This window comes from Burkholderia sp. FERM BP-3421, from assembly GCF_028657905.1.
Classification (GTDB): Bacteria; Pseudomonadota; Gammaproteobacteria; order Burkholderiales; family Burkholderiaceae; genus Burkholderia.
Map to the genome: position 1 here is coordinate 107,180 of NZ_CP117780.1, position 16,426 is coordinate 123,605.

Annotated in this window: 9 protein-coding genes; 1 reads left to right on the plus strand and 8 read right to left on the minus strand. The window is 64.5% G+C overall.

What is annotated here, in order from left to right; translation table 11 throughout:
- Window positions 1–32 precede the first annotated feature (32 nt).
- Window positions 33–173 carry a hypothetical protein gene (locus tag Bsp3421_RS01700; RefSeq protein WP_273995500.1) on the plus strand — a complete coding sequence of 47 codons (141 nt, stop codon included), beginning with the start codon at window positions 33–35 and terminating at the stop codon, window positions 171–173.
- Here the strand turns inward: Bsp3421_RS01700 and Bsp3421_RS01705 are convergent.
- The 8 genes from Bsp3421_RS01705 to Bsp3421_RS01740 form a co-directional block, all read right to left on the minus strand.
- Window positions 168–1,193 carry a TauD/TfdA family dioxygenase gene (locus tag Bsp3421_RS01705; protein WP_273995502.1) on the minus strand — a complete coding sequence of 342 codons (1,026 nt, stop codon included), beginning with the start codon at window positions 1,191–1,193 and terminating at the stop codon, window positions 168–170. The two genes, Bsp3421_RS01700 and Bsp3421_RS01705, sit on opposite strands and share 6 nt — an antisense overlap.
- A gap of 333 nt (window positions 1,194–1,526) precedes the next feature.
- On the minus strand, window positions 1,527–2,660 hold the full coding sequence (fabD, locus tag Bsp3421_RS01710; protein WP_273995504.1) for an ACP S-malonyltransferase: 1,134 nt from the start codon (window positions 2,658–2,660) through the stop codon (window positions 1,527–1,529).
- An 11-nt stretch (window positions 2,661–2,671) separates the two neighbouring features.
- Window positions 2,672–3,937, minus strand: coding sequence for a beta-ketoacyl synthase N-terminal-like domain-containing protein (locus Bsp3421_RS01715; RefSeq protein ID WP_443111419.1), 1,266 nt, complete (start codon window positions 3,935–3,937; stop codon window positions 2,672–2,674).
- Window positions 3,930–4,169, minus strand: coding sequence for an acyl carrier protein (locus tag Bsp3421_RS01720; protein WP_273995508.1), 240 nt, complete (start codon window positions 4,167–4,169; stop codon window positions 3,930–3,932). The genes Bsp3421_RS01715 and Bsp3421_RS01720 overlap by 8 nt, the downstream gene beginning before the upstream one ends.
- Before the next feature lie 75 nt (window positions 4,170–4,244).
- Window positions 4,245–5,030 carry an enoyl-CoA hydratase/isomerase gene (locus Bsp3421_RS01725; protein WP_273995510.1) on the minus strand — a complete coding sequence of 262 codons (786 nt, stop codon included), beginning with the start codon at window positions 5,028–5,030 and terminating at the stop codon, window positions 4,245–4,247.
- Window positions 5,018–6,277, minus strand: a complete 1,260-nt coding sequence (locus tag Bsp3421_RS01730) for a hydroxymethylglutaryl-CoA synthase family protein (RefSeq protein WP_273995658.1) — start codon at window positions 6,275–6,277, stop codon at window positions 5,018–5,020. Before Bsp3421_RS01730 ends, Bsp3421_RS01725 begins: the two co-directional genes overlap by 13 nt.
- 40 nt (window positions 6,278–6,317) lie before the next feature.
- Window positions 6,318–7,208, minus strand: a complete 891-nt coding sequence (gene fabD, locus Bsp3421_RS01735) for an ACP S-malonyltransferase (RefSeq protein WP_273995512.1) — start codon at window positions 7,206–7,208, stop codon at window positions 6,318–6,320.
- Between the two features lie 59 nt (window positions 7,209–7,267).
- Window positions 7,268–16,426, minus strand: a complete 9,159-nt coding sequence (locus Bsp3421_RS01740; RefSeq protein WP_273995513.1) for an alpha/beta fold hydrolase — start codon at window positions 16,424–16,426, stop codon at window positions 7,268–7,270.

The following is a 16,426-nucleotide window of genomic DNA, read 5'->3' on the forward strand; positions in this document are numbered from 1 at the left end:
AAAAGCCCACCGGCGACAGAATGGAAAAATGAATGGCTGGATTCATTGAAAATGACTTTCCTGTTCAAGTGATTGGATGCGCGCCCGTCAGTGTATTTTTCATGTGCGCGTGGGCGCTTGATCAAATCATCCGCGACGCGGCCAAGGGCTTGCCGAATATCCACGAGTTATGAATGGCCCGCCTCCAGCTGGCGCATGCTCATGGACGTGCGGAAAGAGCCGAGAATCGCACGTGGACCTGTACATGCGCGGCGACCATGTGATGCGCGCATGTTGTCGATATAGAGAATGTCTGATCTTTCCCACATTACATGGTATTCCCGGTGCTCGTAAGCATGCAGCAAATGATGTATTACATCATCCGGTATCGGATCGCCATTTCCGTACAAAGCCGTCTGCCAGATTTCATCTTGCGAGCGAGGAAGCGATGCAGCCGGGTACGCACGCCTGAGCAAATCCCACCAGCCCGCTGGATGACAGACGCAAACCGAGCTAAAAAAACTTTCCTCCGCGGTAACAGGATGGCGTCTGACCGCCGTGGCATACTGACGAATCTGCAGATGGTCATCGTTGATCCAGATTGGCTCGATTTTCCGCTCCGCGCATATCGCGTTCACTTTATCCCGGTCGCTCGTCCCAAACGTATCCCCGATAGATTTGTACGGCATATTTTTAGGAAAATTCCGTACATACTGGATGCCAAACTTCGAGAATGGATCCAAGATCGTCGGGTTCATGTCCCGTAGGAATTGGCGAGCGTCACATACCGATGTCGTTCCACCCGTACCCGGGGCCGGAGGCTGCTCGCAGAAGAAGAGAACATGCATTGGCCAGTAAAGGTTATAAGCCATCTCATTATGCTGCGGCAGCGCCATCGAGCCGGGTACGTCTATGGTGAAAACATTTGCGTCGACAGAGGTGTGCGGCCCGCTCCCGGCGGTGTAATCGAACTCGCCCGGTTCGAGTCGTTCCGCGATAGTACCGAATGCCTTTCGGTCGCAATCCAAGCCGCGGATCAGAACGACGCCATATCGCAGAAGCGCTTCACGTAACATCTGACGGTGCCGCGTCACCCATTCGACCGCAGGCAAGCGTGAGGTCGCTTGAATGCGAAGGAAAAATTCCTGCTCGGGAAAAAGAAGCTCTATCTGAAAGTCATCTGCGGATCTGAGTTGATCTAGAAGCGCTGTCATGGAATGATTCCAGTAGGTTGGATTTCGGCTCTGACCTTGAGAGGATGGTCAAAAACAGTGCTCAAGAGTGCGACGTGTCACGTGTATGAGAAGCATCGGATCATCAAGCATGCTTCCAAAAGCGTCACCCCGGCATCGTCACCATTCGATACCATCTCATCCCCACAACTTTGACGGACTACTAACAATATCCCTTGAAGAGCGATACGTATGCACTGAATATCCGGTACAACGTGCGGATTTTACGTTTGGGGCGTGCTGTTCTTGCGCAGTGCCCGCCCCGAGCAACAAGGCCGGCGGAGTGCGCGCGGCAGGCGGCTGCGACGCGCGAATTCAGGCAGCCGTCAGCTCGTTGAGATCGAAATAGCCGTGATAGCCTTCCATGTAGACCGCCGCGCGTTGATTGAACAGCACTACCGCTTCCGTTCGCGTGACGAGATCCCGGTACTCGGGGTGCTTCGAGGTCACGCGCGTGCCGACCGGATAGCGACGATTCCACGCCGCCACCTTATCCGCCGCACTTCGCGCATCCGCCGCCACGGCACCCATCGGCGCTACCGTTGAACCCGTCTCTACCTCGGTAGCGATATGGGCGATCACTTCCGGCGATGTTTGCTGGCGAATGGCCTGCACGAGACGCGTCAGCACGTCGCCATTGCCGAGTTCCTCAAACTCGATCTGTTCGCCACGTCGCGCGGCGACGCCAAGCAGATATTGAATACTGTCACACCAGCGTACGGGGCGATCGATCTGACTGGCGAGCGCCGTATCGATACCGGCCGATTCATAGGGACGCGCTGACACGTTCGAGATCACCGGCACGCTCGGCGCCGCGAAACGAAACGATTGCAGAAAACGTGCGAACTCCTCGCGGGCCGATCGCATGAAGGGGGAGTGAAACGCGCCGCTCGTATTGAGGGGGTAGCAGCGCATGTCGCCAGAATTGAACAGGAGTTGAGCCTTCGCCATCTCGTCGGCCGCACCCGAGATCACGATTTGCGACGGCGTGTTGTAGTTCGCGAGACTCAGCTGCGTCAGGCCGTTCTCGATGAGGGTTCTCTCGATCGTAGCCTGATTCGCATTGACGATCGCGGCCATCGCACCATTCTCAGCGCGCCCCATCAGTTGTCCGCGGAACCGCACCAGTTCGAGTCCCGTCAGGAAATCAAAGCACCCGGCGGCGAGTAACGCATTGAATTCCCCAAGGCTGTGCCCCATCACGAAATCTGGCGGTTTTGCCGCTTCCTCAATTCGAGCGTAATACGCGAGCGCATTCACGACATACAGCGCCGGTTGCGTGAAACGCGTATCCTTCAGCTCGTCGCGCGGATCGTCGAGACAAAGTTTTCGAATCGAATAGCCGAGCATGGTGCTCGCGTCGTCGGTCAATTTTCCGAATCGCTTGAACAGTGCACCGCCCATGCCTTTCGCTTGCGAACCCTGTCCCGGAAACATGAATACCTGCATCGTATCGACTCCTATAAAGCGCCGGCGGCAGCCGCATCGTCGCGACTCACGCATACGGCGGTATTGACGCCGCCGAAGCCGATGCTGAGGTTCAGCGCATGCCGGATTTCGTGCGGCACCGACTGCTGGCGCACCCAGTTGAAATCCGACTCGATCGGATGATTGAGATTACGTGTCGGGTGCAAGCGCCCCGCACGCATCTGCAACAACACAGCGACCAGTTCGACCGCGCCGGCTGCCGAAAGACCGTGGCCGGTGATCGACTTGGTCGCGTTGAGATACGCGTGGTCGAGCCCGCATGCGCGCAGCGCCTGCAATTCGATCACGTCACCGAGTGGCGAGCCGGTACCGTGCGGATTCACGTAGTCGATATCGCGCGCGTCGAGGCGGGCGCGCGCGAGCACGTCGCGGATCACGGCGGTCTCGCCCGCGAACGATGGGTCGGGATTGCGATTGGCATCCAATACCGTACTCCAGCCTGCGATATATCCATAGGGTGCAACGCCGTTCCGATGTCGCGCGTCGTCGCGCTCGATCACGAGCGCCGCGCAGGCCTCGCCATAGACGAATCCGTTTCGCTTCGCATCGAACGGCCGGCTGACCAGCGCCGCCTGTATCCCGTCATGTCCGGGCGCCATCGCGCCGAGCGAACTGAATGCTTGGCACTCCCAGTACGAGAGATCCATCAGCCCGCCGATTGCAATACAAACGTCGACGCGGGCCGAGCGCACCGCCTCGATGGCGTGCAGCACCGCCACCTGACCGCTCGCGGACGCGGCTCCCACTGTCTGCGCGAAGCCGCGGATGCCGAATGCTTCGGAGCAGATGCCGCACATGTCTGTGTCCATGAACGACATCGCGTAGGTCGGGCGCATGAACCCGGCACGCTCGCGATAGGCATCCTGCAGAAGAACCTGTTCGCGTTGCTGCATGTTGCTGCCGCCGATCACGAGACCGATGCGCTCCGGATCGACGTCGCCGAGACACGCGTCACGCCATGCTTCATCGAGTACGGCGAGCGCCGCTTGCGCGGACAAAGACGCAGTGCGCGACAAGCCGCGCGACACCGTCGCCGGGATGGTCAGGGCATCGATCTCCGCGCCGAGAAACGCCGTTGCCGGGACGTCGCCATTCGGCCGCCACTGCCTTCCCGGACGACGCATTGTGTCGAACCGGTGCCGCCCTTCGAGCAGCGCATCGATGAATGCCGCGCGGCCCTGCCCGATCGCCGATACGACGCCGACGCCGCTGACGACGATTGCCGCATCGTCACGCATTCGCATCGATGATGCTCGCGAGTTCGCCGATGTTCTGCGCGTTCGCCATCTTGGCAATGGGGATCTCCCGCGCCAGTACCTCGAGCGTCATCACGATGATCTCGGCGCGATCGACCGAGTTCGCGCCAAGGTTGGACAGTGAATCGCCCGGTGCGAACACATGATCTTCGAGCCCAGGGACAATTTCCCGGGTGTGTTTCGCGATCAATTCCAGAATCTGTTGCTGACTCATGATTCCTCTCTCCTTTTGGCTCGTACCGGATTGTGCGCCACGTCATGTCGGCGCGGACCACGGCGGCAGACCGGGTCAGTCGGGTTCCCACGGCAGCTTTCCCGCGTTGACGTAACGCGAGATGCCTTGCAGGTTGTCCGCGTCGCCGAACACTTCGAGGTTGGCTGCGACCGCCGGCGCGCGCGACATGGCCAGGCTGTCGTCGAGCGAGGCCATATAGCGCTTATAGCGTGTGATCGCATCCTTTTTCAGATGTCGAAGCCGCAACAGATCCCGACGCAGCAGATCACGGCTGTCAGCGCCGCAAACGTCGACTAGCCCCCATTCGCGCGCCTGTGCTGCGCCGATGGGCTGCGTCGTCAGCGTCATGTAGTGCGCCCTCGCGAAGCCGACGCGGCGTATCAGGAACGGCAGCACGCACGCTGGCATCAGCCCGAACAACAGCTCGGACAAGCTGAAGCTCGAAGTCTGTGCGGCGACCACGACATCGCACGCGGCCGCGAATCCGACGCCGCCCGCGTTGGCTCGTCCCTGTACATGTGCGATGCTGACATAGGGGCCTGTCGCGAGCCGCGTCCACAAATCGTAAAGCGGTGCGGGATCCGGCGCCTTCAGCGAATCGCCCGTCGTCAACCTTGCGTCGAGTTGCATGAAATCCGCTCCGACGCAAAATTTGTCGGGCAAACCTTCGATCACGACGATGCGTGTGGATGCTTCGTACTCGTCGAGCACGCTGTCCATTTCGTCGACCAGACGCGCATCGATCGCGTTGCCCGTATCGGGGCGATCGATCCGTATCCGGCAGATGCCATCGTCGAACTGGACGGTCAAGTTCCGCCACGCTCCGTTCAGTTCACCCATTCGTATTCCCGATGGAAATCCCGGATCGACTTCAGGAACAGCGTTGGCCGGCGATGCACGCCGCGCGCGCTTGCCAGTAGCGCAGTATCGACGTCCAGGTTTCGCGTGCCGAAGCGGATCTCGCGACTTCGCTCGAGCACGTCATCGTATTCAGCCATCGTCAAATCTCGGCGTCGATCGAGCTGCTCGCCGATCTCCAGCTCGGCCAGCCTGTGCGTGCCTTCGTGTGTCGCGACGCCGCTGAAGAACTCGGAGCAGCAGCCGGAGCCGTAGGAAAACACGCCGACACGCCGCGGCTCGGAAAAGTCGCCGTGGCGGATGGTGCTCGCGAGCGACAGCGCGGCGGTCGCACCCATGATGTTGCCGACGGACTGGCAGTCGGCGAGGCCCGGCGCCACGCGCTGATCGAAGTCCGCCTCGATCTCGGGCGGCTTCGCCATCACGAGCTTGCGCATCATCGTCCGATGCGCCCCCTTGATCATGCCGCCGAATGGCGTATGAAATGCGAGATACGAGAACGTCGTCGCGAAATCCGCGTCGGCGACTCGCTTGCGATAGTCGAGGAACGCATTCTCGCAGCAGTCGAGGTATGCCAGTAACGACAGGTCCGCATTTCCGGCATCGGCATCCGCCGCCGGACGGCAGGTGTCCATCACCTCGTAACCGTAGCAGCCGTTCGCGCCGGCATCGATCTGGAACACATGCGGCTGGTCGCTGACCAGCATCGCGACCGCGCCTGAGCCGCCGCTCGGCTCGGAAAACGACCAGTCCGCCGATAACGCATCGCCCCCCTTCTCCACCATGAAGCGGGACACATCGCTTGCCAGTACCAATACCTTTCCGCCGGGGTACGTCCGCGACAGAACAAAATTGACCGCCATCTGCAGACCGGCCATACCGGAATAGCAGGCGCCCTTGATTTCGAACATGCGGCAGTGACGGCTCAGCCCGAGTAGATCGTGGCAATACGTGCTCATCGACTTGCTGAAATCGAAGCCCGATTCCGTACAGGTGATCACCATCCGGATCTGGTCGCGCTCCGACTGGGTCAATGCGTCGACAATCGGCATCGCGGCATTGACCGCGAACGTCACCGGGTCCTCGTACGGCAGCGCGACCGTCTTCTCCTTCATCATCAGATTGTTGAAGCGCCGCATGTCGAGCCCACGGTGACGGGCCAGCGCCGTCACGTCCAGGCTGGCTACACCGGCATACAGATTCATTGCTTCGATTCCGACCGTGTTCACGTTCTTCTCTCGCCTTCTCTGGAAATTCATACGGAGCGCGTCACATGCCGTGCGGCTGCTCGCTTTCGATATGGCGTTGGAGCCGACTGAGGACATCGCCCGGCTCGACCTCATGGAAGTCGCGATAACCGCGCGCGAGCAGGAATGCAATCGAATCGCGCCATCGCACAGGATTGAACATCTGATTCACCATCATTGGCCGGTAATCGCCGGCCGGATAAGCATGTGCCGTCCAGTTCGAGACGACTTGCATTCTCAGCGGCCGCAACTCGACGCTCAACAGGAAGTCGGCGAAACGTGCGGCCGGCCCCTTCATACGTACGGAATGAAACGCGCCGCCGACATCGAGCGGAATGAAACTCGCACCCGCGTCTTCAAACCACCGCGCGAGCGTTGGTTCAGTGAGTCGCTCGCGCGTACCCGATATCACACACTGAAGGTGATGATTGAGATTGGCGATCTCCACTTCCGGCGATGATGCATTGTCTTGAATTTCGGCGAGGTGATGGTCCAGTATTTCCCGGACACGTTGCTCATCGATGCCGAGCACCGCGACCATCGCGCCGTCCGGCGCGTCGCTCATCAGGGCCGCCCGCTTCTCGACGATCGCGAGGCCGGTCTCGAAGTCGAATGCGCCGGCCGCGAACAGCGCGGCGAATTCGCCGAGACTGTGCCCAACGGCGACGTCGGGCGAGCGCTCGCCGCTGTCGATTCGGTTCAGGTACGAGAGGCAACTGACGACGTACAGCGCCGGCTGCGTGAAACGTGTTTGACCAAGTTCGCGGCGTGGATCGTCGAGGCACAACTCGGCGATGTCATAGCCGAGCAGGGCACTTGCGCATGCCGTGAGCGCCGGATATGCACCGAATAATTCGCGCCCCATCCCGCGGCGCTGAGAACCTTGCCCTGGGAACAGAAAGACTTTTCTCATGATATGACTCACTCGATGCATGCGTCTTGTGGAAAGAGCGCGCCGACGCGCTCGGACGGTCAGACCGTCACTTCGAGATGCTGCCTCAACCGCTCGTTGAACCAGTCCGCATGCGTCATCGGCAAGTAGTGTCCGGCTTCGTCCAGCAACTCGAACGCGGCGCCGTCGAAGCGCTCCCACAGGCGCCTCGACGCCTCCGGCGGAATCACGCGATCGCGCCCCCCCGCGAGTACCAGCACCGGAAACCTCGGCGCGGCGAGATCCTTCTTCACCGTGGTAGCGCTGGCGCAACGCAGGTAGGCATCGAGGATGCTCGCGTCATAACAAGCCTTGATCGCGAAGTGGTCGCCCTCAAAATGGCGATATACCTCGGGCGCGACCTGCGTCGAGACCTCATGCACCAACTCGCGCATCGCGCGGTCGAGGCCGCCGTTGCCGGGCGCGTCGAGCCCATTCACCAGCGTCATCGACGCTACCCGCTCCGGATCGACGGCTGTCATGCATTCCGCAACGAGCCCCCCCATCGACCAGCCGACGAGATGAACGGGCAAGCCGATGCCGAGTCGATCAAGCGCCGTCCAGATCAACCGGGCGACGTCTGCCAGTGTCCCCGCCGCGGACAACAGCGCGGCGGTGCCGCTGCTCGCCGCGTGGCCTGGGTAATGGCACACGATGATCGAGTAGTCGGCTGCGAATTCGCGCACCTGATGCAGCCAGGCGGTACCCAGGCAGCCCATGGGCGCCAGCAGCAGGAGCGGCGGCTTGCCCGGCGAGACATTGTGCAGAACGTCGAGGATGACATCGTCGTCCAGTTCGAGTAGCGCACGCTCGAAGCCATCGATTTCACCAAACGCCATCCGGTAGTAGCGCGCGAACGGATCGCCGGAAGCCGCGGCCGCGACTCCATCCGCAGCCTCCGCGCGCCGTTCACGATCGCGCAAGGCGGTGCGCAGCGCGTCGACATTGGGGTACCGGTAAGCATCGCCGACACTCAACGTGGCGCCGAGCAACTCGCCCACGTGGCGAATGCGTTGCATGAGCGCCTCTGCATCGGCGGGCGAATTCCCGTCAATGGACGCGTGGCGTTCCGGTCCGCCGATGAGCAGGCGACGTATGCGTACGTCGACCGCGAGATCGCCCGCCGCACGAGCCGGCGTCTGAGCCGCGGCAACGGCGCAGTCCGTGCCGGCTTCGTGTAGCGCCACCGCGCTCGGGAACGGATACGGCGGCAGGTCGGTCAGTGCACCCGGGCGCGTACGGTAGGCTGCTCGCCAATCGATTGAGACGCCATCGAGCCAGAGACGCAGCACGTGCATCCGTTTCCCTTTCTCAAGCCATTGCCGTACCAGCGCCTGCATATCCTCGTCGTCGGAGAAGTCAGGGCGGAGCGGATCGACGTGCGCCACGCGGAATTCGGCGAGCGCCGCACACCCCTCCGTTGGATCATCGCTGAACAGCCGCAACTGTCGTTGCAACGCGTCGGATGTCGTCGCCACTACGCCAAAGCGCCACGGTAGCGCGTCGCGTCCCGCCTGCAAGGTGTACGCCATGTCGTGCAGCACCTGCCCTCGCGCATCGGCCATGATGTCGTCCGCCGACGCGCACCGCGCGAGATGGGACGCGAGCGCGCGAGCCTGCGCACGCAGCGCGGTTTCGCTGTGCGCGGACAGCAGGAACAGGCGGGCCGAATCCGGCGGCGACATCCCATCGGGGCGATGGGCCGGGACCGCCACATGTTCCAACAACACGGCATGCGCGTTCGCGCCAGTCGCGCCGAAACTGCTGACGCCCGCGCAGCGAGGCTGGGCATTGTGTGTCGCGGGCCATGGCCGCGCCGCCTCGCCGACCGCTTCCAAGCCGCTGCCTTCGAGATCGACGAGGCGCGTGTCCAGCCATGGCGGATGGCCAGCGATTGTTTGATGCCGCAGCATCAGCGCTGTCTTGATCACGCCGGCCATGCCACCCGCCGCGCCGAGTGCGCCAAGCCGTCCGCCGATCGCGCCGAGCATGCAACGCGGCGCCTCCCGTGGCACGGCTTGCCGTCCCCGCAGTTCGGTGAACGCGTCGCGCAGCGCTTCGCACTCGATCGTGTCGGCCACCGCCGTGCCGGCGCCATGCAATTCGATATGGCCTATCCCAGCCGCGCCGACGCCCGCCTGACGATACGCCGCGATCAGCAATTCGCGCTGTGCCTCGACGCTCGGCGCGGCCAAGGACAGCGTACGTCCGCCATGGTTCTCGGCGACCGCGGCGACCACGGCATGAATCCGGTCGCCATCGCGCAGCGCGTCGTCGAGACGCTTCAGCAGGACCATGCCGATCCCACCGTCCATGTTGTCCGATGCGCGAGCCTCCCCGCCGCACGTTGGCGCGATCACATTCACGCCGCCGACGACCACGAGCCCGCAGCGCCGCTGCCTCAGGCGTTCGGCACCGCGCGCAAGCGCGGCCAACGAGCTCGAGCAGCCCGTATCGATAGCTTGACTCGGGCCATGAAAATCAAATTCGAACGAGATTCGGTTCGAGAATGCATGCGATGCGGGCAACGCAACGGGCAGATCGCTCTCCGCCGTCGCGCGCGACGAGACGCCCAGGTAGACCTCGGTATCGCTACCGCGCAGCGTAGCCGGCGCCATTCCCGCGTCCTCGAACAGGTGCCAGACGGTTTCGAGCACCGACACGAGCCCCCGGCCGGACGCCCCCTCCTCGACGTCGGCGCCGAACCATGCTGGCGGGACCCGATCGGCCTGTGTCGCCGCATCCGCGCCGTTCTTATCCGTATCGGCCCGATTCGAAGCAGCCGCCTCGAGGCCACTCGCCTCCTCGTGCGGCGTGATCAGGCGCCGCCTGAATGCATCGAGCGTTTTCGCCCGTGGAAGACGAATCGCCATGCCGACGATCGCGATCGCGTCGGTTCCGGCCGGCCCTCGCGGCAATGAAGCGCTTACCGGCGAGATCGCGCCTGGCCCCGGCTCGTCCCGCCGTGTCACGCGACCGTCGTCTCGCAGACCGGCCGCGAGGTTCGGATAGGTGCGCAGCAAGCCATTCGCCAGTGCGCGGACTGTGCCATGCTCGAAAAATACGGTAGGCATCGTGTCGATCGCGAAACGATCGTTCAAACGGCTTGAAAGCGCCGTGAAGCTGAACGAGTCGAGACCGAACGTCGCAAGATCGTCATCGAGTCCGATCTCGTCCGGATCAATTTTCTGCAATTCGCCGACCCATTCGCGCAGACATTGTTGCAGTGCCAGCGTCGCGTCATCGGTCAAAGCGGTCGGGCTCGCGGCCGGACCCGCCGCTGCTTCGCGCGGCGCGACCATCGTGAGCCGGGTGATTTGCATCACGGGTCGATGCTCGAGATCGGCGATGCGGATGTCGTAGACACGCGTGCGCGCACTGGTGCCCGGTGAGGCTGCACGGATCTCGACCCGCACCTGGCGGGGAAAGGCCCGGTACAGCAAGCATTCGTCGATCCCGTAGGGGATGGCGAGTCCTGCCGCCTCACGGTCGCGTCCGCACAAGTCGACTATCGCGAACAGTAGGCCGAACGCGGTCGAGCGCGCGCCGCCGGCCGAGTCGTCGTTTCCATCTTCACAGGCTAGCGTCAGCCAAGTCGTGTCGGCGCTGCTCTCGCAACCGATGATCCGGATTCCACCCGGCAGGCCCAAGACGTTGCCCGATTCGCGGACGAGCGAGCCAGCGAAGCGCTGGGCGACGTCCGCCTTGCTGAGCGGCGCGCCGGCACGGCGTGCGCGATCGGGCAACGGGTCGGCGTCGGGAACGTCGGCGGTCCAGGTGAGATCGCATTGCGCATAGGGGGCCACGCCTCCTTGCATGCCGTTGCCGCTTTCCAGCGTAGCCGTCCAACAGCCATCGCGGTGGGCGACGCGTAGCGCTGCATCGCGCCCCGGCGTACCGACGAATACCGGCTTCTGCCAGGTGGCCCGGCTGATGCGCAGTGCCGCGGCAGCCTCGTCGCGAGGCAGCGTGTCGGCGATGACCCGCGCCAGATCGAGCAGCGCGACCGCCGGTAACAGGGCTTGCCCATCGATCCGATGATGGCGCAGATAAAGGTCATTCGGTTCGAAACGACAGGAGTAGACGCGCACACCGTCCTCGTCGCGCCAAACGGCAGGCTCGGGCAACGGCACCGGTATCGTGCCGGCCGCATCACGACGCGTCGCGGGGACGGCGCAAGCCGCGACTTCCGACTTCACGCGTCGCGCGCTGTACCCCTCCAGGCGCGCGCAGACATGACCGTCGGCGTCCAACAGATCGACATCGAGCTTCACGACCGGGTTGCCGGCCATGCCCGCGCGCCGTCGCAGCCTGACCCAGCGCACGTGTTCCGACAGACCGGACGTGCGATGGCAACGCAGTCGCTCCAGCGCAAACGGCAGCAACGGCGACAGCCGGCCGTCGAGGTAACCATCATGGTTCGCGTCGAGCGCTGCAGGATCAAAGCCGATCGAGGCCTGCAAAGCGCTGTCGAGCAGGCCGGGAGCGAGCAGGTAGCCCGTGCCGTGCGTGTCCGGTTCGTACGGACGCATGCGCGCCAGCACTTCGTCGCCGTCGTAGAACAGCGCGTCGATGCACCGGTGGCTCGGACCATATTCGAAGCCCAATTCGGCAAAGCGCCGATACAGCCGTGCCCCGTCGATCCGTGTACCGCGCGAGTACACGGCCAGTTGCTCAACTGCGACGACGGGTGGAACCGGCATCGTGTCGCGCTGCTCCGGCACGACGATGGCTTGGGCATAGGGTTGCGCGTCGTTGCTGCGGACATCGCCGACGGTCAAGCGAAACACATCGCGGCCGTCTATGCCGGCACGACGAGCCGGCGTCATAGCCGGCTCCATCGTCACCGCAATGTCGGCCGTACCGTCGGACGGGACAAGCGGACGGGTCCAAACGAGGTGTTCGAGCCGGAATCCGGCCGAACACCGTTCGGATTCCGGCATCGCGAGTGTCGCCGCCGCGATGAACATTTCGCAATACGCCGCACCCGGGAGCATCGCGGCGCTCCGCACACGATGGTCGCGAAAGAACGGCTCGTCGCCGGAAAAGGTGCTGAGAAAACGCAGCGCGCGATCGGCCGGGATCAGGCGATGCAACAACGGATGCAGGACGGCTGCAGGCCGGGCACGCGCAGCGGATGGCACGCCGGCGAGAGCCGGGGCTGCGCCTGGCGCCGTCGAGCCGCCCTGCGGAGCCGCTCCGTCGCCGTCTTTGCGGGACGCCACCCAGTACCGGGTCGCGGCGAATGGATAGACAGGCAGACTGATCCGGGCGGGCCGCGTGTCGCCATAGCAGGCGGTCCAATTGATCGGCGCGCCGCTGATCCAGCGCGCGGCGATGCGCAAGGGATCGTCTGCTGCCTCGTCGCTGGCCGGGCTGGGCTCGACGCGGCTCGCGGGCGTGACGACACCGGTCAGCAGATGCGCGTCGCCGTGTCCGTCCGCGAGCCACGCGTCGAGCCGTGCGAGCGCCGTGCGCAGCCCGTCGACCTTGAAAGTATCGCCGATCCACAAGGCGAGGCGATGATTGAGCGGCTGCCGGCCGGTCTGCAGCGTGAATGCGATCGACTCGACTCCGGGCTCACGCTGACCATGCAGCCGGTATCCGCCGTCGCGCAGGTAGGCGACGAGGCGCGCGACGCTCTGCCGCAATTGCGCGGCCGTGCGCGCTGACACCACCCAAAGCCGCGCGACGGCCGGCCACCTCGCCTCGACAGCCGGCGCTCGCAGATATTCACGTACCAGCAGATGCCCGTTCACGCCGCCGTAGCCGAAATTGTGTACCGCGGCAACGCGCGGCACTCGGCATCCATCGACCCACTTCGGACGCCATTCGGCATGCGCGGTCAGCAGCCGGCCCGCGAACGGCTCGTCGTGCGGCCAGTTGATCTGGCGATGATGGAGAATCGGCAGCAGCCGGTCGTGGCTCATGCAGAGCAGCACCTTGATCAGTGCGGTCACGCCCGACGCCGCGCCGAGGTGAGCGATATGCCCCTTCACGCTGCCGATGGGTAGCGGCTCGCCGCCCGCCCGGTCGCCGTACAGCGCGTGGTAGGTCTCCAGCTCCATGCGGTCGGTGGACGCGTCGCCGCTGCCCTGCGCCTCCAGATAGTCAACGTCGGCGGGCGACGCGCCGGCCTGGTGAAGGACGCCCCGGATCAACGCTTCGTGCGACGGCGCGTGGGGCGCGGTCAGAAATCGGCCATGGCCGCCGTGCGTCACGTCGACCGCGCGAATCACCCCATGCACGGGATCCCCATCGCGCAACGCAAGACGCAGCGGCTTCAGCAGCACCAGCCCGAGCCCCTCGCCGAACAGATGACCGGATGCATCGCGGTCGAACGGTTTGATGCGGTCGCAGGCGGTCAACATTCCCATTTTGCGGTTCAGCACGAACAGCCCCGGGCTCAACAAGATGTTCACGCCGCCCGCGAGCGCCATCTCGGATGCTCCGCTGCGCAGGCTCGCGACCGCCGCGTGGATCGCCGTCATCGAACTCGAGCACGCGGTATTCAAGGTCATACTGGGGCCGGTGAGGCCGAAGAAGTATGAGACGCGGTTGGTCAGCATCGCGTGGGCGTTGCCGGTGTTGATGTAGGGATCGATGTCGACGTCCGCGTCGGCGATCAACGACAGGTAGTCGTGCTTCTCCGCGCCGAAGAATAGTCCGATCCTTCGACCGCGGACCGAGTCGGGCGCGATTGCCGCATTTTCGAACGCCTCCCATGCGCATTCGAGCAACAGTCGTTGCTGCGGGTCCATCAACTCCGCCTCGCGCGGTGAAATGCTGAAGTGCGCGGCGTCGAAACGGTCGATCGCGGTCAGGAACGCCGCGTAATGACAATCGGTCTTGCCCGGCGCGCCGGCCGCATAGTCCTGCCACCGCCAGCGGTCCGCCGGAATCTCCGTCACAGCATGGCGATCCTCGACGAGGTTGCGCCAGAAATCGGGCAGATCGCTCGCGCCCGGAAAGCGCCCCGCCATGCCGATGATCGCGATTTCCTCGGTCGCGTCCGGTACGGGGCCGGGATTCGTCAGCGCCGACACCGCCACGCGGCGCGCCGGCGCCCGCTCGTGCGCCGGCTCGGTGGCGCGTACGCGCGCGGCGAGATGCGCAGCCAACTCCGCGAGCGTCGCGCAGGACAGAAATAGATCCGCCGCGAGCGGTCCGGTCCGGAAATCACGCGCAATCAATACCGCGAACTCGTTGAGGCTGATCGAATCGAAGCCGAATGTCGACCATGACGTCTCGGCGTCGATGTCAGTCGCCGGCAATTTCAGGATCGTCGAGGCCAGCGCGCGTAACCTGTCGAGCAATGGGTCGCCCTGGGACGGCGCCACTTCGTCCGGTCGCGCGGCTCGCGCGATGTCGGGATCCGAGGATGTGTCCGCCAGCCGAACGCGTAGCCAGTCGTTCAATTCGCGCAGCGTGGGATGATCGAGGAACACGCCGACTTCGAGTTCCAGCCCCGGATAGCGACGGCCGATGGTGCTTGCCAGCTCCGTCAACAGGATCGAGTCGAAGCCATACTCGCTGAACGGCGTGTCGGCATCGATCGCCTCCGGCGCCATCTTCAGCGTCCGCGCAACCAGTTCGCGCAATCCCGAGGCCGGATCGTCCGCCTCGGCGCGAGCGACGGGCCTTTCCGGCGGCTGCGTCGCCAGGAACGCGCGGTCGATCCTGGCACGCTCGCCCGGCAGCACGGCGACCTGCGGTGCCGGACGCGCGAGGAGGGCCAGCAGGCTGTCGACACCCTCGACCGTGCCGAGGGACGTGAGGCCGCTGTCGGCCGCGATCCGTTCGAGGCGGCCCGGATCGGCGCGCATGCCGCCCTCGCGCCAGTAGGGCCAGTTGATGCTGAGGTAGCAACAGCCGCCCGATGCATCGCTGGCCGCCTGCCGCAGCCGGCAGTATTCGTCCATGAAACCGTTGCCGCTGGCGTAGTCGGCCTGGCCCACGCTGCCGGCCAGCGACGCGACCGAGGAAAAGCAAACGAAGTAGCGCACACCGAGGCCGATCGCGTGGCGATCGAGCCACTGCGTGCCGAGCACCTTCGGCGCGAGCACCGCGCGGATCGCGCGCAACGACTTCGCACGCAGCGGCGCGTCGTCACTACCGCCCGCCGCGTGGAAGACCGCGGCGAGCGGCGTGGCCGCTCCGAGCTCCGCCATCAGCGTGCGCACCTGATCCGGGTCGCTCACGTCGGCGCTCACATAACGCACGGTCGGATGCCGCGCGAGCCAGTCGCGCTGTCGGTCATCCAGCGCGTGAGCCGCGCGGCGGCCGCACAGCACGACGCGCAGCGCGAAATCGGTCGTCAGCCGCTCCGCGATCGCGAGACCGAGTCCGCCCGCCCCTCCCGTGATCAAAACCGTCTCGCCGCACGCCAACGGTCCGACTGTCGGGGCGACGGCGCCATGCGCGTGGGCGACCAGCACGCGCTCACAGCGCCGGCCGTCGATCCATGCAATGTCTCGATGGCGCGCGGGCATCAGTTCGGACAGCTCGCGTGCGACCAACTCGGGTGTCACGCGGGCCGCGTCTGAGTCGGACAGCCAGACACCGCCGCTCGCAAAGCGGGGACTTTCGAGCACGACACTCTTGGCAAGCCCATGCCATGCGGCGGCGATCGGCAGCGCATGACGCAGTGGCGTCAGATGCAGCAGATGGCAGCGCTCGATACGCCGGGCGAGCAGGTTCCTCAGCAACGCGAATGCCCAGAGCAAGCGCGTCAGATAACGATGCGGCTCGTCAGCCTCCCCCACGGTGCCATCCTGCGCGAGATCGTCGATCAGCAGCACTGCCACGCGGGCGTTCTCGGCCACAGCATCGGGCACGGGATCCTCGTGCGCGGCCTCCGGCGGCTGCGCGCCGGTGTCGATCCATAAGATCCGCGCCGGCGAAAAGGCCGCGGTCAGTCCCTCTCGCCAGTCGGCCGCGAGACTGGCCTCGCCGACCACAAGTACCGCGTCAAACGTCGGCGCCACCTGCCGCTCCTCGCGATACGATCGCGCCTGCCAATCCGGCGTCGCGAAGCGCGGCAGACGCGCCCCGTCGAGACGGTCCCCTGGCACGGCCGCGGCACGGGCGCCACTTCCGCGCAACGCGTCGCGCAGACTCGCGAGCAACGCGATCCCATCCCGCTCGTCCAGCGTGTCGCTGCGCAGTCGATCGAACCAGTTCTCGAAGTTCTCGGTCAT

Bases quoted from the DNA above. Each gene is read 5' to 3' on its own strand.
- Bsp3421_RS01700 (WP_273995500.1), top strand. From the start codon at position 33: ATGGCTGGATTCATTGAAAATGACTTTCCTGTTCAAGTGATTGGATGC.
- Bsp3421_RS01705 (WP_273995502.1), bottom strand. From the start codon at position 1,193: ATGACAGCGCTTCTAGATCAACTCAGATCCGCAGATGACTTTCAGATA.
- fabD (WP_273995504.1), bottom strand. From the start codon at position 2,660: ATGCAGGTATTCATGTTTCCGGGACAGGGTTCGCAAGCGAAAGGCATG.
- Bsp3421_RS01715 (WP_443111419.1), bottom strand. From the start codon at position 3,937: ATGCGTGACGATGCGGCAATCGTCGTCAGCGGCGTCGGCGTCGTATCG.
- Bsp3421_RS01720 (WP_273995508.1), bottom strand. From the start codon at position 4,169: ATGAGTCAGCAACAGATTCTGGAATTGATCGCGAAACACACCCGGGAA.
- Bsp3421_RS01725 (WP_273995510.1), bottom strand. From the start codon at position 5,030: ATGGGTGAACTGAACGGAGCGTGGCGGAACTTGACCGTCCAGTTCGAC.
- fabD (WP_273995512.1), bottom strand. From the start codon at position 7,208: ATGAGAAAAGTCTTTCTGTTCCCAGGGCAAGGTTCTCAGCGCCGCGGG.
- Bsp3421_RS01740 (WP_273995513.1), bottom strand. From the start codon at position 16,426: ATGACCGAGAACTTCGAGAACTGGTTCGATCGACTGCGCAGCGACACG.